Here is a 16,641-nt window from a genome sequence, read left to right as displayed (position 1 = left end):
ATCCGGACGGTTCCGGACACTGCAAGTCCATGGTAGAAAGCCAGGACGGCCCCCGGTAGTCCATCCGCCACTCTTTCACCAAGAACCCAAGACCACCCAGGCGCTAGGATGGTGGCGTACCAAGCATCAACGGCACTATGGAAGTGGGAGCATGCATACGAACGAGATGATGGGCGGGGCCGTGCCCCGGACAGGACAGCAGTACAGCATCCGTCATGGGGACTACGAAGCGGTGGTGACCGAGCTGGGAGCCATTCTGCGCGTCCTGAAATACCGGGGAAAGGACCTGCTGGCTTCATTCGACCCGGATGGGACCGTACCCTGCAGCAACGGGAACGTGCTGGTACCCTTCCCCAACCGGATCGAGGACGGCACCTACGAATTCCAGGACCACACCTATACCCTGCCCATCGACGAGCACGACCGGAACACCGCCATCCACGGGTACGGATACCGCGCCTACTGGCGGCTGCAAGCCCTGACCGAGGACTCCGTCAGCCTCTCCTGGCGGGTGCCCGACATGGGTGGATACCCCTTCGACGTGGTTGTCACCGTCACCTACACCCTGGACGACCAGGGGCTGACCATGACCACCCGGGCTCTGAACCTGGGCGACGATGCTGCACCCTGGGCCTTCGGCATCCACCCCTGGCTAGCCAACGGCAAACAGGGGGTTGGTGACCAGATTCAGAAAGACAACGCCCCCTGCACCCTGTCCATTCCCTGCCGCACCCACGTGGTGGTCGATCCCGACAGGCTGCTGCCCACCAGTACCGAACCCGTCCAAGGGCGAACAGATCTGCGCCAGGGCCCTTCGCTGGGTGAGGATGCGGACTTCGACGATGCCTGGACTGATGTGGAGCGGGACGACGACGGCACCTGTTCGGCCTGGTTCACCCGGCCGGACGGCATACGCATTCAGCTCTGGGGCGATGAGACCATCACCTCATGGCAGGTCTGCACTGGAACCGGCTTTGACGCGGGCATGCGCCCGGCCGGTGTTGCCGTGGAGCCCATGACCGCCTACGCTAACGCCTTCAGAACTGGTCGGAATCTGGTCATTCTGCAGCCTGCCGCCGTCTATACCACCCAGGTGGGCTACCGGGCACAAGAGGTCTGAACAGCGTCTGAGCAGCCTGGCTGGTCGACAAAGGTCAGCCCGGTGTGCGATAATCGGCAAGGCTTATAGGTTCATCAGTAGCAAAGGAGTCCAATCATGGGCATGCGCGGACGCAAGCGCAGGGATCGCCGCAAGAAGGCCGCCAACCACGGCAAGAGGCCGAACACCTGATCGTCTGCCCCGGCACCAACGGTGCCGGGGTTTTGCATATATAAATAAAAAAACCATGGCTGCATAGGCATGGCCATGATCCCTGCAATAGCCTGAACAGTCGGATAGAACCGACGTTTTGCCAAGAAATCGACGGGGTCTACCTAACTGAATCTACTTGTCCGTAGTGCGTTCCGTGGTCCCCTGCTCCAGTTCATCCATCTGATCGAACATGTGCCTGAGCCGGTCCAGCAGACAGTCCGGTGCACATTCGGGACGCAGGTACCGGCGCAGCTCCTCGATGACCATGCGCTCCCGCTCGTCGCAGCAGGAATCCGGATCGAAGCAGTCGCTGGGGTCAACGCAGGAGGCATCCTGGTAGATGCGAAGGCTGGTGTGGGTCACCCTGACAGAGCCGCCGCCATCGTATGCGTAGTGACTCATCTCCACGCGTCCGTCCATGCTCCTGCCCACTTCCTGATACCCGATCTTCGGGGGCCCTCAATGCCCCTTGCTACTGATCCCTTTTTTTATACTAGGCCTGGCCTCAACAGGTCCACGGCGTTCCGCTGAGGGCTTGCCTGCAACCCCGCGCTCCTGCTGATAGCCGCGCTCCTTGGCATACCGCTCCAGCTCCTGACGCAGCTGCGAGCGCGCACGGTTCAGTCGGCTCATGACCGTGCCGATCTTGATGCCCTCCTCGTCGGCCACCTGTTGGTAGCTCTTGCCATCGATGGCAGCGTCGATGAAGACCCGTCGGCGTTCCGGACTGAGCCGGTTCAGGGCAGCCATGATCTCCTCGGGGGCGAAGGTCTCCATGTACTCCTGCTCGGCGGATTTGAGCCCCTCGGACCCGTGCTCCGATGCCGAATAAATATCCCAGTCGTTGTACTCGCCAGTAGAGTCGTTGGCCCTTTGTGGGCGCCGCTTGGCCTTGTGGTACTGATTGAAGTAGGCGTTGCGCTCGATGGTGGTCATCCAGGCCTCGAAATTGCTGCCGGGCTGGAAGCGGTCGAAAGCCTTGAATCCTCGCTCGAAAGTGTCCTGAACCAGATCCTGGGCGTCGTCGGGGTTGTTGGTTAGGCGCATGGCCTGTCGGTAAAGCACATCCACCGCAGGCATGGCCAGGGCCTCGAATTGACGTTTTCTGCTTTCGAGTTCGCTGGTATCTGCCACACCCCTATTGTGCCATCCCCCCTCGCCCGTCGCGGTTCCGACCTGGTCGCGGGCCGGTCGGTCCTCGGTTACCATAATGACTGAGGAGAAATCACGCTTATGGAAAACACCGAGTACACAAGCATGGAGCAGGCGCTTCAGTCCGCTCCCCAACAAAGGGGATCGACACGCCTAGGGGACTCCTGGCTTCTGGGGTTCGACACCGAGACCACGGGCACCAAACCGGGCAAGGACGGCATTGTTTCGGCCAGCCTGGTTCTGCGCGACCCGACCAAGGGCTATTCAGGGGATGTAGTAGCCACCTGGATAGTCAATCCGCACCGACATATCAGCAAGGGGGCCAGCCGGGTCAACGGGTTTACCGATCAGCAGCTGACCGCCGAGGGCATGGAGCCTGAACTGGCGACCAAGCAAATGGCCGGATTCATCGCCCGCGCCCAGGACAAGTGCATCCCCCTGCTGGCCTACAACGCCCCTTTCGACGTGCAGATGCTGGACGGGGACATCGCCCACTGGTGCGCAGGCTCAGTCAAGCCCCTGAGCGAGGGGGATCTGCTAGTGGTGGACCCTCTGGTCCTGGACAGGGAGATCTCCCACCGGTCGGGCCGCCGCACCCTGGGGCTGACCAGCGAGTACTACGGCGTCATCCCCCATGGAAACTTCCACGATGCCACGGCGGATACGGTGGCGGCCGTGGACCTGATCAAGCCCATGACCACCCTATTCCCCCAGGTAGCGCGAATCACCATGGACTCCCTTATGGACTGGCAGCGGCAGGCACAGGCCAAGTGGCGGGAACACTTCAATCAATACCTGCTCTCCCAAGGCCGCCGTCCAGTCACCGACTCCTGGCTCTGAGGCTCAGATCCGAGGCCGACCCGCCGCCCGCTTTTGTCCATTCAGTCAAGGGGTCGCCGGATCCTCCTGCCTTGGCTCCAAGGCGGTTTAGACTTGGGTCTGGTCTCGATCAAGGTCACCAATCGGGGCTGGACAAGTCAGGTGACAATCAACAGACAAGGGGAAGACGGGCATGGCGCTGACGATGACTTCAACCCTGGAGTTGCTGCGCGAACAGGGCCAGCTACGCGAGGTAATCCAGGGCGATCAGTGGACTTTGAATACTCCAGAGGACACCCAGTCATCCAAACCATTCACAAATATCACCTACGACACCCGTCAGGCTGGAGCCGGCAGTCTGCTCTTCTGCAAGGGCCGTTTCCTGCCCGAATATCTGGATGCCTGCAATCCCGAAGGACCGGCTGCCTATGTAGCCCAGCAGGATCTATCCTCCCACACCAGAGCCACGGGGATCATCGTCAACGACGTGCGCAAGTCCATGAGCCTGCTGGCTGCCGCTTTTTACGATTATCCCCAGAAGCAGCTGACCCTGGTAGGAATTACCGGCACCAAGGGCAAGACCACCACCGCTTACTTTCTGCATGCCATGCTGGGCAAGATCTCCGCAGGCCGAGCGGCTCTGCTCTCCTCAGTGGACAACTGTCTGGACGGCCGCCATTACCAGGAGTCCCAGCTGACCACACCCGAGTCACTGGACCTCTTCCGCATGATGCGCCAGGCGGCAGACGCCGGCATGCGCTACCTGGTCATGGAGGTCTCCTCCCAGGCCTACAAGGTGGATCGCGTCTACGGGCTGACATTCGACCTGGGGGCATTCCTGAACATATCCCCCGACCACATCAGCCCCATCGAGCACCCCAGCTTCGAGGACTATTTCTACTGCAAGCGTCGCATAATCTACAACAGCCGGCAGCTGGTCCTGGGAGCTGAAGCCTGCGGAGCCGACCTGATCCGTCAGGATGCCCAATTCGTCGGCATTCCAGTGACCACCTTCGGCGATGGTTCCAAGCATGACGACATCTTGGTCCACAGGACTCCTGGCGGAGGCGACGACTATCTGATAGGGCCTTCGGGCGGAGTCATGATGCCAGTCAGCCTGTCCATGGACGGGGATTTCAACGCCCTGAACGCGGCTGCCGCCCTGGCCATGCTGATCCGTCTGGGTCTGGAACCTGACGCAAACGTCCTTCAGGCCATGGAGAGGGTCAGGATAGCCGGGAGGATGGAACGCTTCAAGGCCGACAACCGGGTGGTCTACGTCGATTACGCCCACAACAAGGCCTCGGTCACTGCGCTGCTGGACTTCGTGGACGAGCGCTACGGCGAGCGCAGACCCCTGATCACCCTGGTCTCCGGCTCTGCAGGCGGCAAGGCCATCGACCGCAGGAAGGGCATCGTCAATGCCGCCCAGGACCGCGTCGACCGGCTGATCCTGACCGCTGATGACGAGGACGGAGAAAGCTCGGACCAGGTGGACAGGCAGATGCTGGGCTTCGTGACCAACCCGGGACTGGAGGCCAGTATAGTGCCGGACAGGGCCCAAGCCATCAGGCAGGCCCTGGGAGATCCTGGCCGGCCGGAGGATCGTCTGCGAATCACCTTGGTCATCGGCAAGGGTGAGGAGCGCTGGTTCAAAAAGAACGGCAGCCATGTACCTTACGAGGGCGACGACCACGTTGTGGCACGTCTGTTGGGTACGGAAAGCTACGACCTGGGAGCCACAGGCGCAGCCCGCAGCTGACGATCCCGACGGTTCCCTAATATGGAAAGCCGAATGCCCCACAGCAGAATGGGGTGCACGAGTACATGGTAGGTGGTTTCAGAAAGATGAAAGAGTTCCAACCGGTCATACTGGGCACCGACATCAACGCCTACGGGATGGCGCGGGCCTTCCACGAGGCCTACGGACTGGTCTCCACTGTATTCGGCCACTACCAGTTATCCCCCACCAAGTACAGCCGGATCCTCGACGTGCACCTGGTTACCGACTTCACCAATCCCAAGGTCTTTGTGCCCGCCCTAAATAAATGGGCAGACGCCTATCACCGGGACCATCCAGGGGCCACCCTGCTCCTACTGCCCTGCGGGGACAGCTACGCCAACCTGCTGGACAAGTTCGGCAATTCCCTGCGCGACCGATTCGCCTTCAACGCCATCGACCAGGAGCTGAACCGGTCCCTCTCGCTCAAATCCTCCTTCTACGAGCTTTGCGATCGCTATGACCTGCCCCACCCGAAGACAGTGTCGGTAGATGCTGAGGACGTGAAAGCCGGCCGCCACCGGAATCTGCCCTTCGACTACCCGGTGGCCATGAAGGCAGCCGACAGCGACGAGTGGCTGAATATCAGTTTCCCCGGGCGAAAAAAGGCCTTTATATTCAGCGACCCGGATGAGCTAGACACCATGATCCGCAGGTCCTACCAGGCCGGGTACACCTCGCAGATGGTCATCCAGGACTTCGTGCCAGGAGGCGATGACAACATGAGGGTGCTCAATGCCTACGTGGACCATCACCACCGGGTGCGCATGATGTTTCTGGGCCATCCCCTGCTGGAGGATCCCACTCCCGAAGCCGTGGGCAACTATGCGGCCATCATGCCCGACTACAACCAGGACATCTTTGACCGGATCAAGGCCTTCCTGGAGGACATCAATTACAGCGGTGTGGCCAATTTCGACATGAAGTACGATCCGCGTGACGGCGTCTACAAGCTTTTCGAGATCAATCTACGCCAAGGCCGCAGCAGCTATGTGGTCACCTTGAATGGCTTCAACTTGGCCCGCTGCTTTGTGGACGACCTGGTCCTGGACACCCCCTTCAACGGACGCACCGTCTTCGGACGGGGGCATCGTCTATGGATGGAGATCCCCAGGGACATCTTCCGCAAGTACTGCGCAGACTCCGAGGACAAGCGACAGGCCATGGCCATGATCCGACGCGGGGACTGGGGCACCACCCTGGAGTACAGCAAGGACCTCAATTTCAAACGCTGGATGCTGATCCGTCACATGTTCTCAATCTATCGGCGTCGTTACCGGCGCTATTTCCGCGACAAGAGGACGCTGGCATGAAAAATTTCTTCGTTGTTCTGGGCGGCATGGGTACACTGGCCACCGAAAGCTTTGTCAGGGTGCTGGACCGTTTGACCGGGGCACGCAGGGATCAGGACTTTCTGGACTATGTGGTCTTCAATCATGCCAGCGTGCCCGACCGCACCGAGTTCATCCTGGGCCGCAGCAAGGATGATCCCTTCCCCTATCTGGCCGAGGACGTGCGTCAGGCCACAGCCATGGGGGCCTCCTTCATGGTCATGGCTTGCAACACGGCCCACGAGATTCTACCCAGACTCCAGGCTCTGACCCCGGTGCCCATTCTGGACATGCCCCAGGCCACCATCGACTGGGCAAAAAAGCGATATCCGGCGCAAACCCATCCGCGCATGGGGTACATGGGCACGGAGGGATCCCGTCATGCCGCCATCTACCAGGGCCCTGCCGATAGGGCCGGCTATCTGCTGGTGGACCCGGACCAGGCCCTACAGGACCGTGTAAGCGCGCTGATCTACGACGACGTCAAGGAAGGCCGCCTGGACCGGGATCGCTACCTGGGCGTCCTTGATGCCTTCCTGAATGACTACCACTGCGACTCGGTCCTGCTGGGCTGCACCGAACTCTCGGTGCTCAACGAAGCCTACCCCATGCCGCAGCTGCCCATCGTGGACTCTCAAGAAGTTCTGGCCCGGGTCACCCTTGATCGTGCTCAGGCTCTTCGCGACCTGAAGGATCCGGATTCTTCAGCCGCTGAGAGATGACGGCCGTCACCCCATCCCCTCGCATAGTGACCCCGTAGAGGGCGTCAGCGATGCCCATGGTCCGTTGTTGGTGGGTGATGATGATCAGCTGTGCATGCTCGCGCAGCTGCTCGAAGGCCTTGAGCAGCCTGGTCAGATTCACGTCGTCCAGGGCGGCCTCAACCTCATCCATAACGTAGAAGGGGCTGGGTCGGGCCGTGAAGATGGCCAGGAGCAAGGCCAGAGCCGTCAGTGACCGCTCTCCTCCCGAAAGCAGGGAGAGCCTGCGGACCTTCTTGCCGGCCGGGCTGGCCTCGACCAGAACGCCTGTGGTCAGCAGGTCGTCCGGGTCCTCCAGCCGCAACCGCCCGCGTCCACCAGGGAAAAGAGTGGCGAAGATGTGCTCGAAGGCCCGGGCAGTGTCGTCAAAGGCCTCCTTGAAGACCGTGACCATGGTCGAATCCAGATCCTTGACCAAGGCCATAAGATCGTCCCGAGACCCTACCACATCCTGACGCTGCTCGTGCAGGTAGCGGTTGCGGGACTCCAGGGCCTCGTATTCCTCAGTGGCCAGCGGGTTGACCTTGCCTAGGGCAGCCAGGTCCCGCTTGGCCTTGGCCAGCCGCTTCTCCTGCTCACCGCGCTGGTAGGGCACTGTTTTGAAGGCTGGCGAATCCCCGTCTTCCTTTGTCGCTTCCTGGTCAAGGGGCACCGGGTTGCCCTCGTCATCAAGGACAGGCACCGGACGGTCGGGGCCGTATTCGCGGATCAGCTCCTCCGGTTCCATGCCTAGGTCATCCTGGATGCGCTGACGCAGACGGCCGTCCTCGCCGGCCAGGCGCTCCCGCTCCAGATCCAGACCGTGCTCATCCTGTCGCAGACCTGCCACCTTCGGCTCCAAAGCGTCCCTGCTGGACCGCAGATCGGTCAGCTCCTTGTCGTGGGCCGAGGCCTTGGCTCTGAGATGATCCCGACGGCGAGCCGCACGCTCCATCCTCTCCTTGATCAGCTGGGCCAGCAGATCGGCCCTGAGCGCAATAAGCTCCAGGGAGGCCATGCCAGCCTTGCGCCGACGGTTCTCCTTGCCTATCCGCTGACGATGGCGTTCTGCTTGGTCGGCCTGATCTCGCAGCAGATCAATCTGACGCAGCAGTGAGGCGTGCCGCCGGTCGCTCTCGGTCCAGGTCAGCTTGGCCTCCATCTCGGCGGTGCGGGCCTGATCCAGGTCTGTTTCCAATTCATGCTGTCGGTCTTCCAGGCCCTCCGGGTCGTCAGAGTCAGACCCCCCGTCCTCCTGGGCACGGGCTAGACCTGCCTTGAGATCCTCCAGTTTGAGTTCGTGGGTGCGCACCTGGTCGCGCACCTGGGTCAACCGGTCATCCAGATCCTTGACCCCGGCCTGTGCCCGATCCGATTCCTTGCGGGCTGCTGCCAGTTCCCTGGCGGCCTGCTCGGCCTTGACCCGGGCCTCTGTGCACTGGTTGCGCGCCTCCTGCAGCTGTTGCTCAGCCTGCTCGAGGGCGGCACGGGCCGCATCCATCTGCGGCTGCAGGGTCTGGGACTCCTCCTGGAGGGCCTCCACCTGCACCAAGGCCTTATCCCTGCGCGCAGTCAGCGCCAGGTCGCTGGTTGCTGGAGCGGATCCGCCTACAGCACCAACCTGGTCATAGAGGTCGCCTAGGCGAGTCAACGCCTGCTGCCATCCGTCCTTCAGGGCACGGCGGGCCTGATCAGCGTCATCAACCGCAGCTGTGGAGGCCAGTAGACTGCGGACAGCCGCCAGCACCCCCTGGGCCCGGTCAGAATCGACAGGATGCTCCCGCAGGGCCACTAGGTCGGCGGCCGACCGCCATGGGCCATCACCGGATCTTATGTCTGCCCCCTTGAGCGGGCCTGATGCCAAAATCAGCGCGGCTCGTCCCAGACGGTTCCGGCGGGCCCGCTCCAGGGTCTGGTCGACCGTCTGGCCATCCTTGGCCACCAGGGCCGAGGCATAGTCGTGCAGAGCCTGAGCCAGGGGCTCCTCCCAGCCCTCCTCCACGCAAACGAAGTCGGTCAGCTGACCCAGCAGGGCCGGATCACCGGCCTGGGACAGGGCCTCGCCCGCGCCGCGATGGTCCAGCGTGTCCGCCAGGGCATCAGCCTTGGCCTGGGCCGAGATGGCATCGGACTGGATCCGGCGTTCCCGCTCCTGCAAGTCGTTGAGCATGCTGCGGGCCTGGTCCCTGACCTCGCCTGCCTGGTCCAGGGCCTGTCTGCCGTCCTGGTCAGGGCTCTCCTCCTGGCTGTCCAGGTCCCGCACCCGATTTCTGGCACGCTCCAGACCCTCCCTGACCTGATCCTGCTGTCGGATCAGGTCACGCTCGCGCTGCCTGGAAAGTTCCAGGGCCGATTCCTCCTTGGCCACCAGCTGCGTCAGGTCGCCCAGCCGAGCCTGCCGCTTTCTGGCAGCCTGCCGCAGCTCGGTCATGGTCTGCCGGTGAGCGGCCAGCCGCCGCTCCAGATCCGCACGGGCTTGAACGCAGCCATCCAGGGCGATCCGGTCGGCTCCGACCTGGCCCTCCTCCTGGTCGGCCTGGCCCCTGAGTTCGTCGGCCCGCCGCCTGAGCACCCCGGGATCCTGCCCCTGGTCGGCCACCATGCCGGCCTCCAGCGAACGGCTGCGCTCCCTGGCCAAGGATGCCAGGGACCCGGCCCGCTCACCCAGCTTGGTCAGGTCGTTCCACTGCTGGTTGACCGCCTCCAGGGCCGGACTGGACTGTCGGTCCAGCCCCTCCAGCTGTTCGATGCGCAACTTGACCCTGGTCAGGTCCTCCTGCCCCCTGGCCAGCTGCCCCCGAGTCTGAACCAACCGCGATCGCAGATCTTCCAGCTTCTTTTTCGAGGTCAGGGCGTCGTCGGCATGGATGCGGGCCTGGGCGTCCCGCAGACTGACCTGGATCATGTCGGCCCGGCGGGAGACCTTAGCCTGGCGACCCAGCGGCCCCAACTGCCGATGAATCTCGCCGATCAAGTCGTCCAAACGGGACAGGTTGTCCTCGGTGTTGGCCAGCTTGTGCAGGGCCCGTTCCTTGCGCTTGCGGTGCTTGAGGATGCCGGCCGCCTCCTCGATGAAGGCCCGATGGCCGGCCGGATCAGCCCGCAGGATGGCATCCAGCCGCCCCTGACCGACGATCACGTGCATTTGCTGGCCCAGCCCGGTGTCGCTGAGCAGCTCCTGAATGTCCAGCAAACGGCAGTCGGAACCGTTGATGGCATATTCGGACCCGCCGTTGCGGTAGATGGTCCGGCTGATGGTCACCTCGGTGTAGTCGATGTCCAAGGTCCGGTCGGTGTTGTCGATGGTCAGGGTGACCTGCGCCCGGCCCAGCGGCGGCCTGGAGGAGGTGCCGGCGAAGATGACGTCCTCCATGGATCCGCCGCGCAGGCTCTTGGCCCCCTGCTCGCCCATGACCCAAGCCAGAGCGTCGACTATGTTTGATTTGCCTGATCCGTTGGGACCCACCACAGCGGTGATGCCCGGCTCGAAGCGCAGGGTGGTAGCCGAGGCGAAGGACTTGAAGCCCTTGAGGGTCAGCTCCTTGAGATACATCAGGCGCGCTCCGCCTTAGGTTTAGCCAGATCGGGGTTGGGACGCTCGGCCAGCAGGATGCGGGCATCGCCGGCAGTGACGAAACTGCCGCAGATCAGCACCCCCCGGCCATAGCCCACTCCGGTTTGATCCTCGCTGTCGACCATGTCGACGGCCGTCTGGATGGCATCAGGCATCCGGTCGCGCCGGACCACCCGGTCTGGCCCGAATACCCTCACGGCGACCCGCTCCAGATCCTCGGCCGGCATGACCCGGCCCTTCCAGGAGTTCTCGGTGACTACGACGCTGTCCAGCACGGGCTCCAGTATGCCCAGATAGTCCTCCACCTGCTTGTCGGCCATCATGGAGATCACGCCCACCAGCTGCTTGAAGTCGTAGTTCTCCTCGATGGCCGCCCGCAGGGACTGGGCCGCGTTCAGGTTGTGCCCGCCATCGATGATGATGGTGGGCGAAGTGCGCACCTGCTCGATCCGTCCGGGGATGCGCACCTGGCTCAAGGCCTCGTCCACCAGATCCTGGTCCAGGGCCCCGTTGACGGGGATGACCGTCTCGGCCGCCGCCAGTGCCGCCAGGGCGTTGTGGGCCTGATGCTCGCCGAACTTGTCAATGGGTACATCCTTGTAGAGTCCCTGAGGCGTGCGCAAGGTGGCCACCTGACCGCCCACTGCGGGCATGCGGGAGACCACCTCCAGCTCGTTGCCGTCCCTTAAGAGGGTGGGGGCGCCCTGCTCGCGCACGGCCTGCTCGATGATGGGCATGACGGCATCCTCATGGGGCTGGGCACCGACGATGACCGTGGACTTGGGCTTGATGATCCCGGCCTTCTCCCCTGCTATCTGCTCGACCGTATCCCCCAGCCACTGCATGTGATCCATGTCCACCGGCCCGATGATGGAGGCATCCCCGTCGAGGACGTTGGTGGCATCCCAGCGGCCGCCCATCCCAACCTCGACGATGGCCACGTCCACGGGGGCGTCGGCGAAGGCCCAGACAGCCATAGCAGTCAGGACCTCGAAGAAGCTCATGGGAGCCCTGCCCTGCTGGGCGAAGCGGTCATCCACCATGGCGATGAAATCCTCGATCTGCTGGTAGAGATCCACAAAGTCCTCGTCAGAGAGCTCCTTGCCGTCGATGGCGATCCGCTCGTTGATCCGCTCCAGGTGGGGCGATGTATAGAGCCCAGTGCGCAGACCGTAGGCCCTCACCAGAGCCTCGGCCATCCGCGCGGTGGATCCCTTGCCGTTGGTCCCGGTGACGTGGATGACCCGGAAGCTGTGCTCAGGGTGGCCCAACAGGTCCAGCATCATCCCCATCCTGTCCAAGTCCAGATTGGGGCTGTCATGCTCGGCGGGACGCGCCATGATGGCCCGCTCGACATCGCGAATATTCTGACCCTTGCTGTTGGGGTGTTCGAATGACATATTCTGCCTGTGCCTCCTGCTGGCTGTGGATGCTTCCCGCCTATTCTATGCGCGACCGGCCCCGATTGAAGGCCGAAACAGCCGACTGACACATTGGTGAAACGCACTACCATGGAATCAACATGGTCGGAACCGGAATTTCAAGGAGGCTGGACGTGACCGCATCCGCACAGGAGCATCTACAAGGAGACATCGATCCGAAGAATGTGGACCTGGATGAGCAGAACATGGAGGATCGGGTGAACAACCGCACCCTGCGCCCCAATTCCCCCGCCTTCCAGAAGTTCATGACAACCGGCTGGCAGGCCCAGGAGCCGCAGATCGAGCCGCTGGAGTCCAGCAAATACACCGAGCGTCGCCTGCGGGAACTAGGCCGGCGTTTCCCCGGCGAACGGCTGGTCATCCCCGCCGGATCCTACAAGACCCGAAACAACGACAACGACTACGCCTTCCGCCCAGACACCACCTTCGCCTACTACACGGGTCTGGGCGAAGACTACGAACCCGGAGCCATCCTAGTCCTGGACCCGGTGGACCCCGACAGTCCTGAGGCTGCCAAGGGCCTGACCCATACCCCTGAGCTCTTCGTCCATCCCCGGGCCGATCAGTCCACCCGCGACTACTACCGGTCCGCCCAATACGGGGAATACTGGGTTGGTCCCCGAGCCGGACTGCGGGAGCTGGCCATCATGACCGGCATCCCCACCAAGGACATCGCCTCCTTCCCTGATGCCATCGCCAAGGATCTGGGACCGGACCAGGGAGCGGTCAAACTGCGTGTGATCCGCACAGCCGACCAGGAGATCTTGAACCAGGTGGAGGCCGCCCGCAAGGCCAACGGCATCGGGGGTCCGGACCGCAATGAGGAAGCCGACGACAAGCTCGAAGAGTTCACCTCCGAGGCCCGCATGATCAAGGACGACTACGAGGTGAACGAGCTGCGCAAGGCCATCGCCGCCACCAAGGACGGGTTCGATCGGATTCTGACCCATCTGCCCCAGGTGATAGGCAAGCCTCGTTCCGAGCGGATGCTGGAGGGCGTCTTCAACGCCAACGCCCGTGAGAAGGGCAACGACGTGGGCTACGGATCCATCATCGCCTCTGGGAAGCATGCCCCCATCCTGCACTGGATGCGCAATGACGGGACAGTCCAGAAGGGCGACCTGCTCCTGATCGACGCTGGCGTGGAGGTAAACAGCCTCTACACGGCCGACATCACCCGCACCTTCCCTGTAAGCGGCACTTTCAGCCCCCTGCAGAAGCGGATATACCAGACCGTGCTCAAGGCCCAGCAGGCCGGTTTCGAAGCCGCCAAGCCAGGTGCCACCTACTCGGACATCCATCATGCCGTCATGCGTGTGCTGGCTGAAACCCTGCACGAGTGGGGCATCCTCAAGGTCAGCGTGGAGGAGTCCCTCTCCCCCCAGGGCCAGCAGCACCGCCGCTGGCACGCTTGCGGATGCGCCCACCACCTGGGCCTGGACGTGCACGACTGCGCGGAGGCCAGGTACGAGTCCTACCAGGGTGCCCCCATCGCCCCTGGGATGATCTTCACCATCGAGCCCGGACTGTACTTCAAGGAGAACGACCTGCTGGTGCCTCCGGAGTTCCGCGGCATCGGCGTGCGCGTAGAGGACGACGTGCTCATGACCGAACAGGGGCCCCAGTGGCTGTCTGCGGGCATCCCCAAGACCGTGGAAGAGGTGGAGGCCTGGATGGCGCAGCGGGCAGCGCTGGCCGACCCGGACCGGGACTGACATATGCCCACTCCTGACTTCATACTCAGACTGCGCCGGTCCATAGGCCATGACCTGCTCTGGCTGAATGGTGTGACGGCTTTCGTCACCGACGACCAGGGCCGGGTCCTGCTGGGCCGGCGCTCCGACACCAGCCAGTGGGCTCTAGTCTACGGAATCAACGAACCTGGCGAGGATCCGGCCGACACCGTGGTCCGCGAAGTCAAGGAGGAAACCGGGGTGGATGTGATCGTCACCGACCTGGCTGCGGTCACATCCTCCCGGGAGGTGGTCACCTATGCCAACGGGGATAAGACCATGTACATGGATCATCTGTTCATCTGTTGGCCCGACCCCAGCGGTAATGCCGACCCTTATGTGGGTGACGAGGAGAGCCTGTCAGTCGGCTGGTTCGACCCCGGTCGACCCCCAGCCCCGCTGGCCCAAACCACTGTGGAACGCATGGCCCGAGCTCGAACCTATCTGAAACGCCTGCAAGGCGGAGATGCCCACGCCCTCTTCAAGGTCGGCGGCAGGGAGTTGCCTGCATTATCAGAAAAGCGCTAACCCACATTTAATGGCTGAGTGACCTTTCAGACAACTGCTGAACCGGCTCGTAGTTAGAAATTAGCAACCACTTTTTCCAATTGAGTGGCCCGCTCCTACTTTGCATTATTACTAGGGGTTGTCCCTTAGTCGTTAGAGAAGACTCTAATCACCTTTCCTGCATTGCATTCTGGCGAAAGCCTGCACTAAGCATGCCTTCTACACTCTTCGCCAAACTTCCAGCGCCGCTAATCACGTATCATAAAAACATGTTTCGCGTCGCTGTAGTAGAAGATGATCAAAATTTTGCAACACGTATGAAAAACTATTTGCGTCGTTATGCCAGTACTCAGCATCTAGCCCTTTCGTACGACTTTTATTCTGATGGACTCAGCTTTCTCGATGAATTTGCTGGACAGTATCAGCTTGTTTTCATGGATATCGTCATGCCTGGAGCCAACGGTTTGGAGACGGCTGCGAAAATGCGTCAGAAAGATCAGGATCTCTGTCTTATCTTCATTACAACCCAGCCACAATTTGCCTTACACGGATACGAGGTTTCAGCCTTCGACTTCATTGTTAAGCCGTTGCATTACAACTTGTTTGAAATCAAGATGAACAAAGCCATGCGATCCATTCATCCGGATGAAAGCATCGTAATAAACCAGCCGGGGGATGATTTTCGACGACTTTCCATTCGAGATATTTTCTATGTCGAAAGCCAAAAGCATTACCTTATTTTTCATACTTCACAAGGTGAATACAGAATGCGCGGTCGCATGTCAGATGTGAATGAACGTTTGCTTGTCCAAGGATTCGTGAATATCAGAAAATCGATTCTGGTAAACATGGCTTACATCACCCGCGTTGATAATGACACTGTTGGTTTGGATGGGACTTGCCTGCCCGTTGCACATTCCCATAAGCAAGAGTTTCGTCAGCAATTAGCTGTTTATTTGGCTGGAAAGGCGTAGAATACTTGAATTCTTATCTGGCCATCACCGTTGCTCACGGATATATTCCACAAATCCTCCTAGCTGAAACGCTCTTCACTTATCGCTTGAGCAAACGCACGCATTTTTACAGCCGATTGATTATCGGGCTGATCGTCGTTCTTCCATTGATGGTCGTCGTCCCCAACTGGATAAACAACCACTGGTCAGGTCTTTTCTCGCTGACGGTATTTCTTTTGTCTCTAATTTTATGGTGGGCTTGTCTTCTCCAAAGCTTCAAGGATATTTTGTTCTGTTGTGTTAGTGCGCAACTGGTGCAAAATCTGTCGTATAACCTCGAACAAGCACTGTATCAGCCTTTTGCCCAGCATTTCAACGCTGTTGGGAGCCTGGCTCTCTCAATCACTTGTACCTGTTTGACATACGGTCTGACCTATCTAGTCATAGCAAAACGCTCTGGGCCGCACCCTACAGCCGAAATTAACGATACATACGTCTATTCCTTCGCCTTGATCACAGCCGTGTTTGTGTATCTCATGCAATATCAATATCAAATCACTGGAATCGGAAACTATTGTGTATCTCATCTGCCCTTGATGCTGTGCTGCGTAGCAGGTCTCTGCGTGCAATACGGTTTTGTCGCCCTGAAAACTGCAAGCGGAGAGCGAATTGCACTGGAACGCCTTATGAGGCAGGAAGCCAAACAATATGAACTGACCAAGCAGAATATTGATCTAATCAATATGAAGGCACACGATCTCAAACATCAACTCTTGCGCATACAGGAAGGATTGGGAGAAGATAAGGATGACCTGTCTGAAATTAGTTCGATTCTTGACAGTTACGACAACAGTCCCCATACCGGCAACAAGGAATTGGACCTGATTCTGAGCCAAAAGGAAATGCTATGCAGACAGGATGAAATTGTCTTTTCTATCATGGTTCAGCCTGATTCCCTTTCTCGGCTCGATCCTGGTGATATAGCGTCAATATTCGGCAACCTTCTTGATAATGCGATTGAATACGAACGTAAAGTAAGTGATCATACTCAAAGATACATAGGTCTTAAAATTCGCACCATCGATGGCTTAATAGGAGTTCGAGTGGAAAACTACTGTCGAAGCAAGCCAATCATGAGCAATGGCCTGCCTGTCAGCACAAAGGACGACAGGAAAAACCACGGATTTGGCCTGAGAAGCGTTGCATACACTACGAACAAATACAAGGGCACTTTGCATTTGGGCATGGAGGGCGATCTTTTCGTTGCCAGCCTCCTTCTATGATTCCTTGCCCGAAAG

General features: G+C 60.4%; 14 protein-coding genes. 10 read left to right on the top strand and 4 right to left on the bottom strand.

Annotation, left to right across the window (positions count from 1 at the left end; translation table 11 throughout):
- Positions 1 to 151 precede the first annotated feature (151 nt).
- Together ACUIAI_RS02180 and ACUIAI_RS02175 are read left to right on the top strand one after the other, a co-directional pair.
- Positions 152 to 1,120 carry an aldose 1-epimerase family protein gene (locus tag ACUIAI_RS02180; RefSeq protein WP_445342492.1) on the top strand — a complete coding sequence of 323 codons (969 nt, stop codon included), beginning with the start codon at positions 152 to 154 and terminating at the stop codon, positions 1,118 to 1,120.
- A 96-nt stretch (positions 1,121 to 1,216) separates the two neighbouring features.
- Entirely contained in the window at positions 1,217 to 1,291 is a 75-nt protein-coding gene (locus ACUIAI_RS02175; RefSeq protein WP_099327425.1) for a 50S ribosomal protein bL37, read from the top strand.
- Between the two features lie 153 nt (positions 1,292 to 1,444).
- Here the strand turns inward: ACUIAI_RS02175 and ACUIAI_RS02170 are convergent, their stop codons facing one another.
- Complete coding sequence (locus tag ACUIAI_RS02170) at positions 1,445 to 1,732, bottom strand: hypothetical protein (RefSeq protein WP_110412645.1); 288 nt, start codon at positions 1,730 to 1,732, stop codon at positions 1,445 to 1,447.
- 39 nt (positions 1,733 to 1,771) lie between these two features.
- Entirely contained in the window at positions 1,772 to 2,392 is a 621-nt protein-coding gene (locus ACUIAI_RS02165; protein WP_445342795.1) for a sigma-70 family RNA polymerase sigma factor, read from the bottom strand.
- Positions 2,393 to 2,545: 153 nt separating this feature from the next.
- On the opposite strand from ACUIAI_RS02165, the gene ACUIAI_RS02160 reads away from it, so the two are divergent.
- From ACUIAI_RS02160 to ACUIAI_RS02145, 4 genes are all read left to right on the top strand, one after another.
- Positions 2,546 to 3,304: an exonuclease domain-containing protein gene (locus tag ACUIAI_RS02160; protein ID WP_254477024.1), complete on the top strand. Its 759-nt coding sequence runs from the start codon at positions 2,546 to 2,548 to the stop codon at positions 3,302 to 3,304.
- A gap of 172 nt (positions 3,305 to 3,476) precedes the next feature.
- A complete protein-coding gene (locus ACUIAI_RS02155) occupies positions 3,477 to 5,045 on the top strand; it encodes a Mur ligase family protein (RefSeq protein WP_445342491.1) in 1,569 nt (522 codons plus the stop codon).
- An 86-nt stretch (positions 5,046 to 5,131) separates the two neighbouring features.
- Positions 5,132 to 6,376 (top strand): carboxylate--amine ligase, encoded by a 1,245-nt coding sequence (locus ACUIAI_RS02150; protein ID WP_110412843.1) that lies wholly within the window; start codon positions 5,132 to 5,134, stop codon positions 6,374 to 6,376.
- Entirely contained in the window at positions 6,373 to 7,116 is a 744-nt protein-coding gene (locus ACUIAI_RS02145) for an aspartate/glutamate racemase family protein (RefSeq protein ID WP_254477022.1), read from the top strand. The genes ACUIAI_RS02150 and ACUIAI_RS02145 overlap by 4 nt, the downstream gene beginning before the upstream one ends.
- On the opposite strand, the gene smc is transcribed toward ACUIAI_RS02145, so the two are convergent.
- Complete coding sequence (smc, locus tag ACUIAI_RS02140; RefSeq protein ID WP_445342490.1) at positions 7,049 to 10,687, bottom strand: chromosome segregation protein SMC; 3,639 nt, start codon at positions 10,685 to 10,687, stop codon at positions 7,049 to 7,051. The genes ACUIAI_RS02145 and smc overlap by 68 nt on opposite strands.
- Positions 10,687 to 12,108 carry a bifunctional folylpolyglutamate synthase/dihydrofolate synthase gene (locus ACUIAI_RS02135; protein WP_445342489.1) on the bottom strand — a complete coding sequence of 474 codons (1,422 nt, stop codon included), beginning with the start codon at positions 12,106 to 12,108 and terminating at the stop codon, positions 10,687 to 10,689. Before ACUIAI_RS02135 ends, smc begins: the two co-directional genes overlap by 1 nt.
- A 206-nt stretch (positions 12,109 to 12,314) precedes the next feature.
- Here ACUIAI_RS02135 and ACUIAI_RS02130 point away from each other — a divergent pair, with 206 nt between their 5' ends.
- The 4 genes from ACUIAI_RS02130 (at position 12,315) to ACUIAI_RS02115 (ending at position 16,626) form a co-directional block, all read left to right on the top strand.
- Positions 12,315 to 13,865 carry an aminopeptidase P family protein gene (locus ACUIAI_RS02130; protein WP_445342794.1) on the top strand — a complete coding sequence of 517 codons (1,551 nt, stop codon included), beginning with the start codon at positions 12,315 to 12,317 and terminating at the stop codon, positions 13,863 to 13,865.
- Positions 13,866 to 13,868: 3 nt separating this feature from the next.
- Entirely contained in the window at positions 13,869 to 14,411 is a 543-nt protein-coding gene (locus ACUIAI_RS02125; RefSeq protein ID WP_254477020.1) for an NUDIX hydrolase, read from the top strand.
- A 248-nt stretch (positions 14,412 to 14,659) separates the two neighbouring features.
- Positions 14,660 to 15,364: a LytR/AlgR family response regulator transcription factor gene (locus ACUIAI_RS02120; RefSeq protein WP_445342488.1), complete on the top strand. Its 705-nt coding sequence runs from the start codon at positions 14,660 to 14,662 to the stop codon at positions 15,362 to 15,364.
- A gap of 5 nt (positions 15,365 to 15,369) precedes the next feature.
- Positions 15,370 to 16,626 carry an ATP-binding protein gene (locus tag ACUIAI_RS02115; RefSeq protein ID WP_445342487.1) on the top strand — a complete coding sequence of 419 codons (1,257 nt, stop codon included), beginning with the start codon at positions 15,370 to 15,372 and terminating at the stop codon, positions 16,624 to 16,626.
- Positions 16,627 to 16,641 lie beyond the last annotated feature (15 nt).

Source organism: Bifidobacterium sp. ESL0827 (genome assembly GCF_052606685.1).
This window is presented reverse-complemented; position numbering and strand designations above follow the sequence as displayed.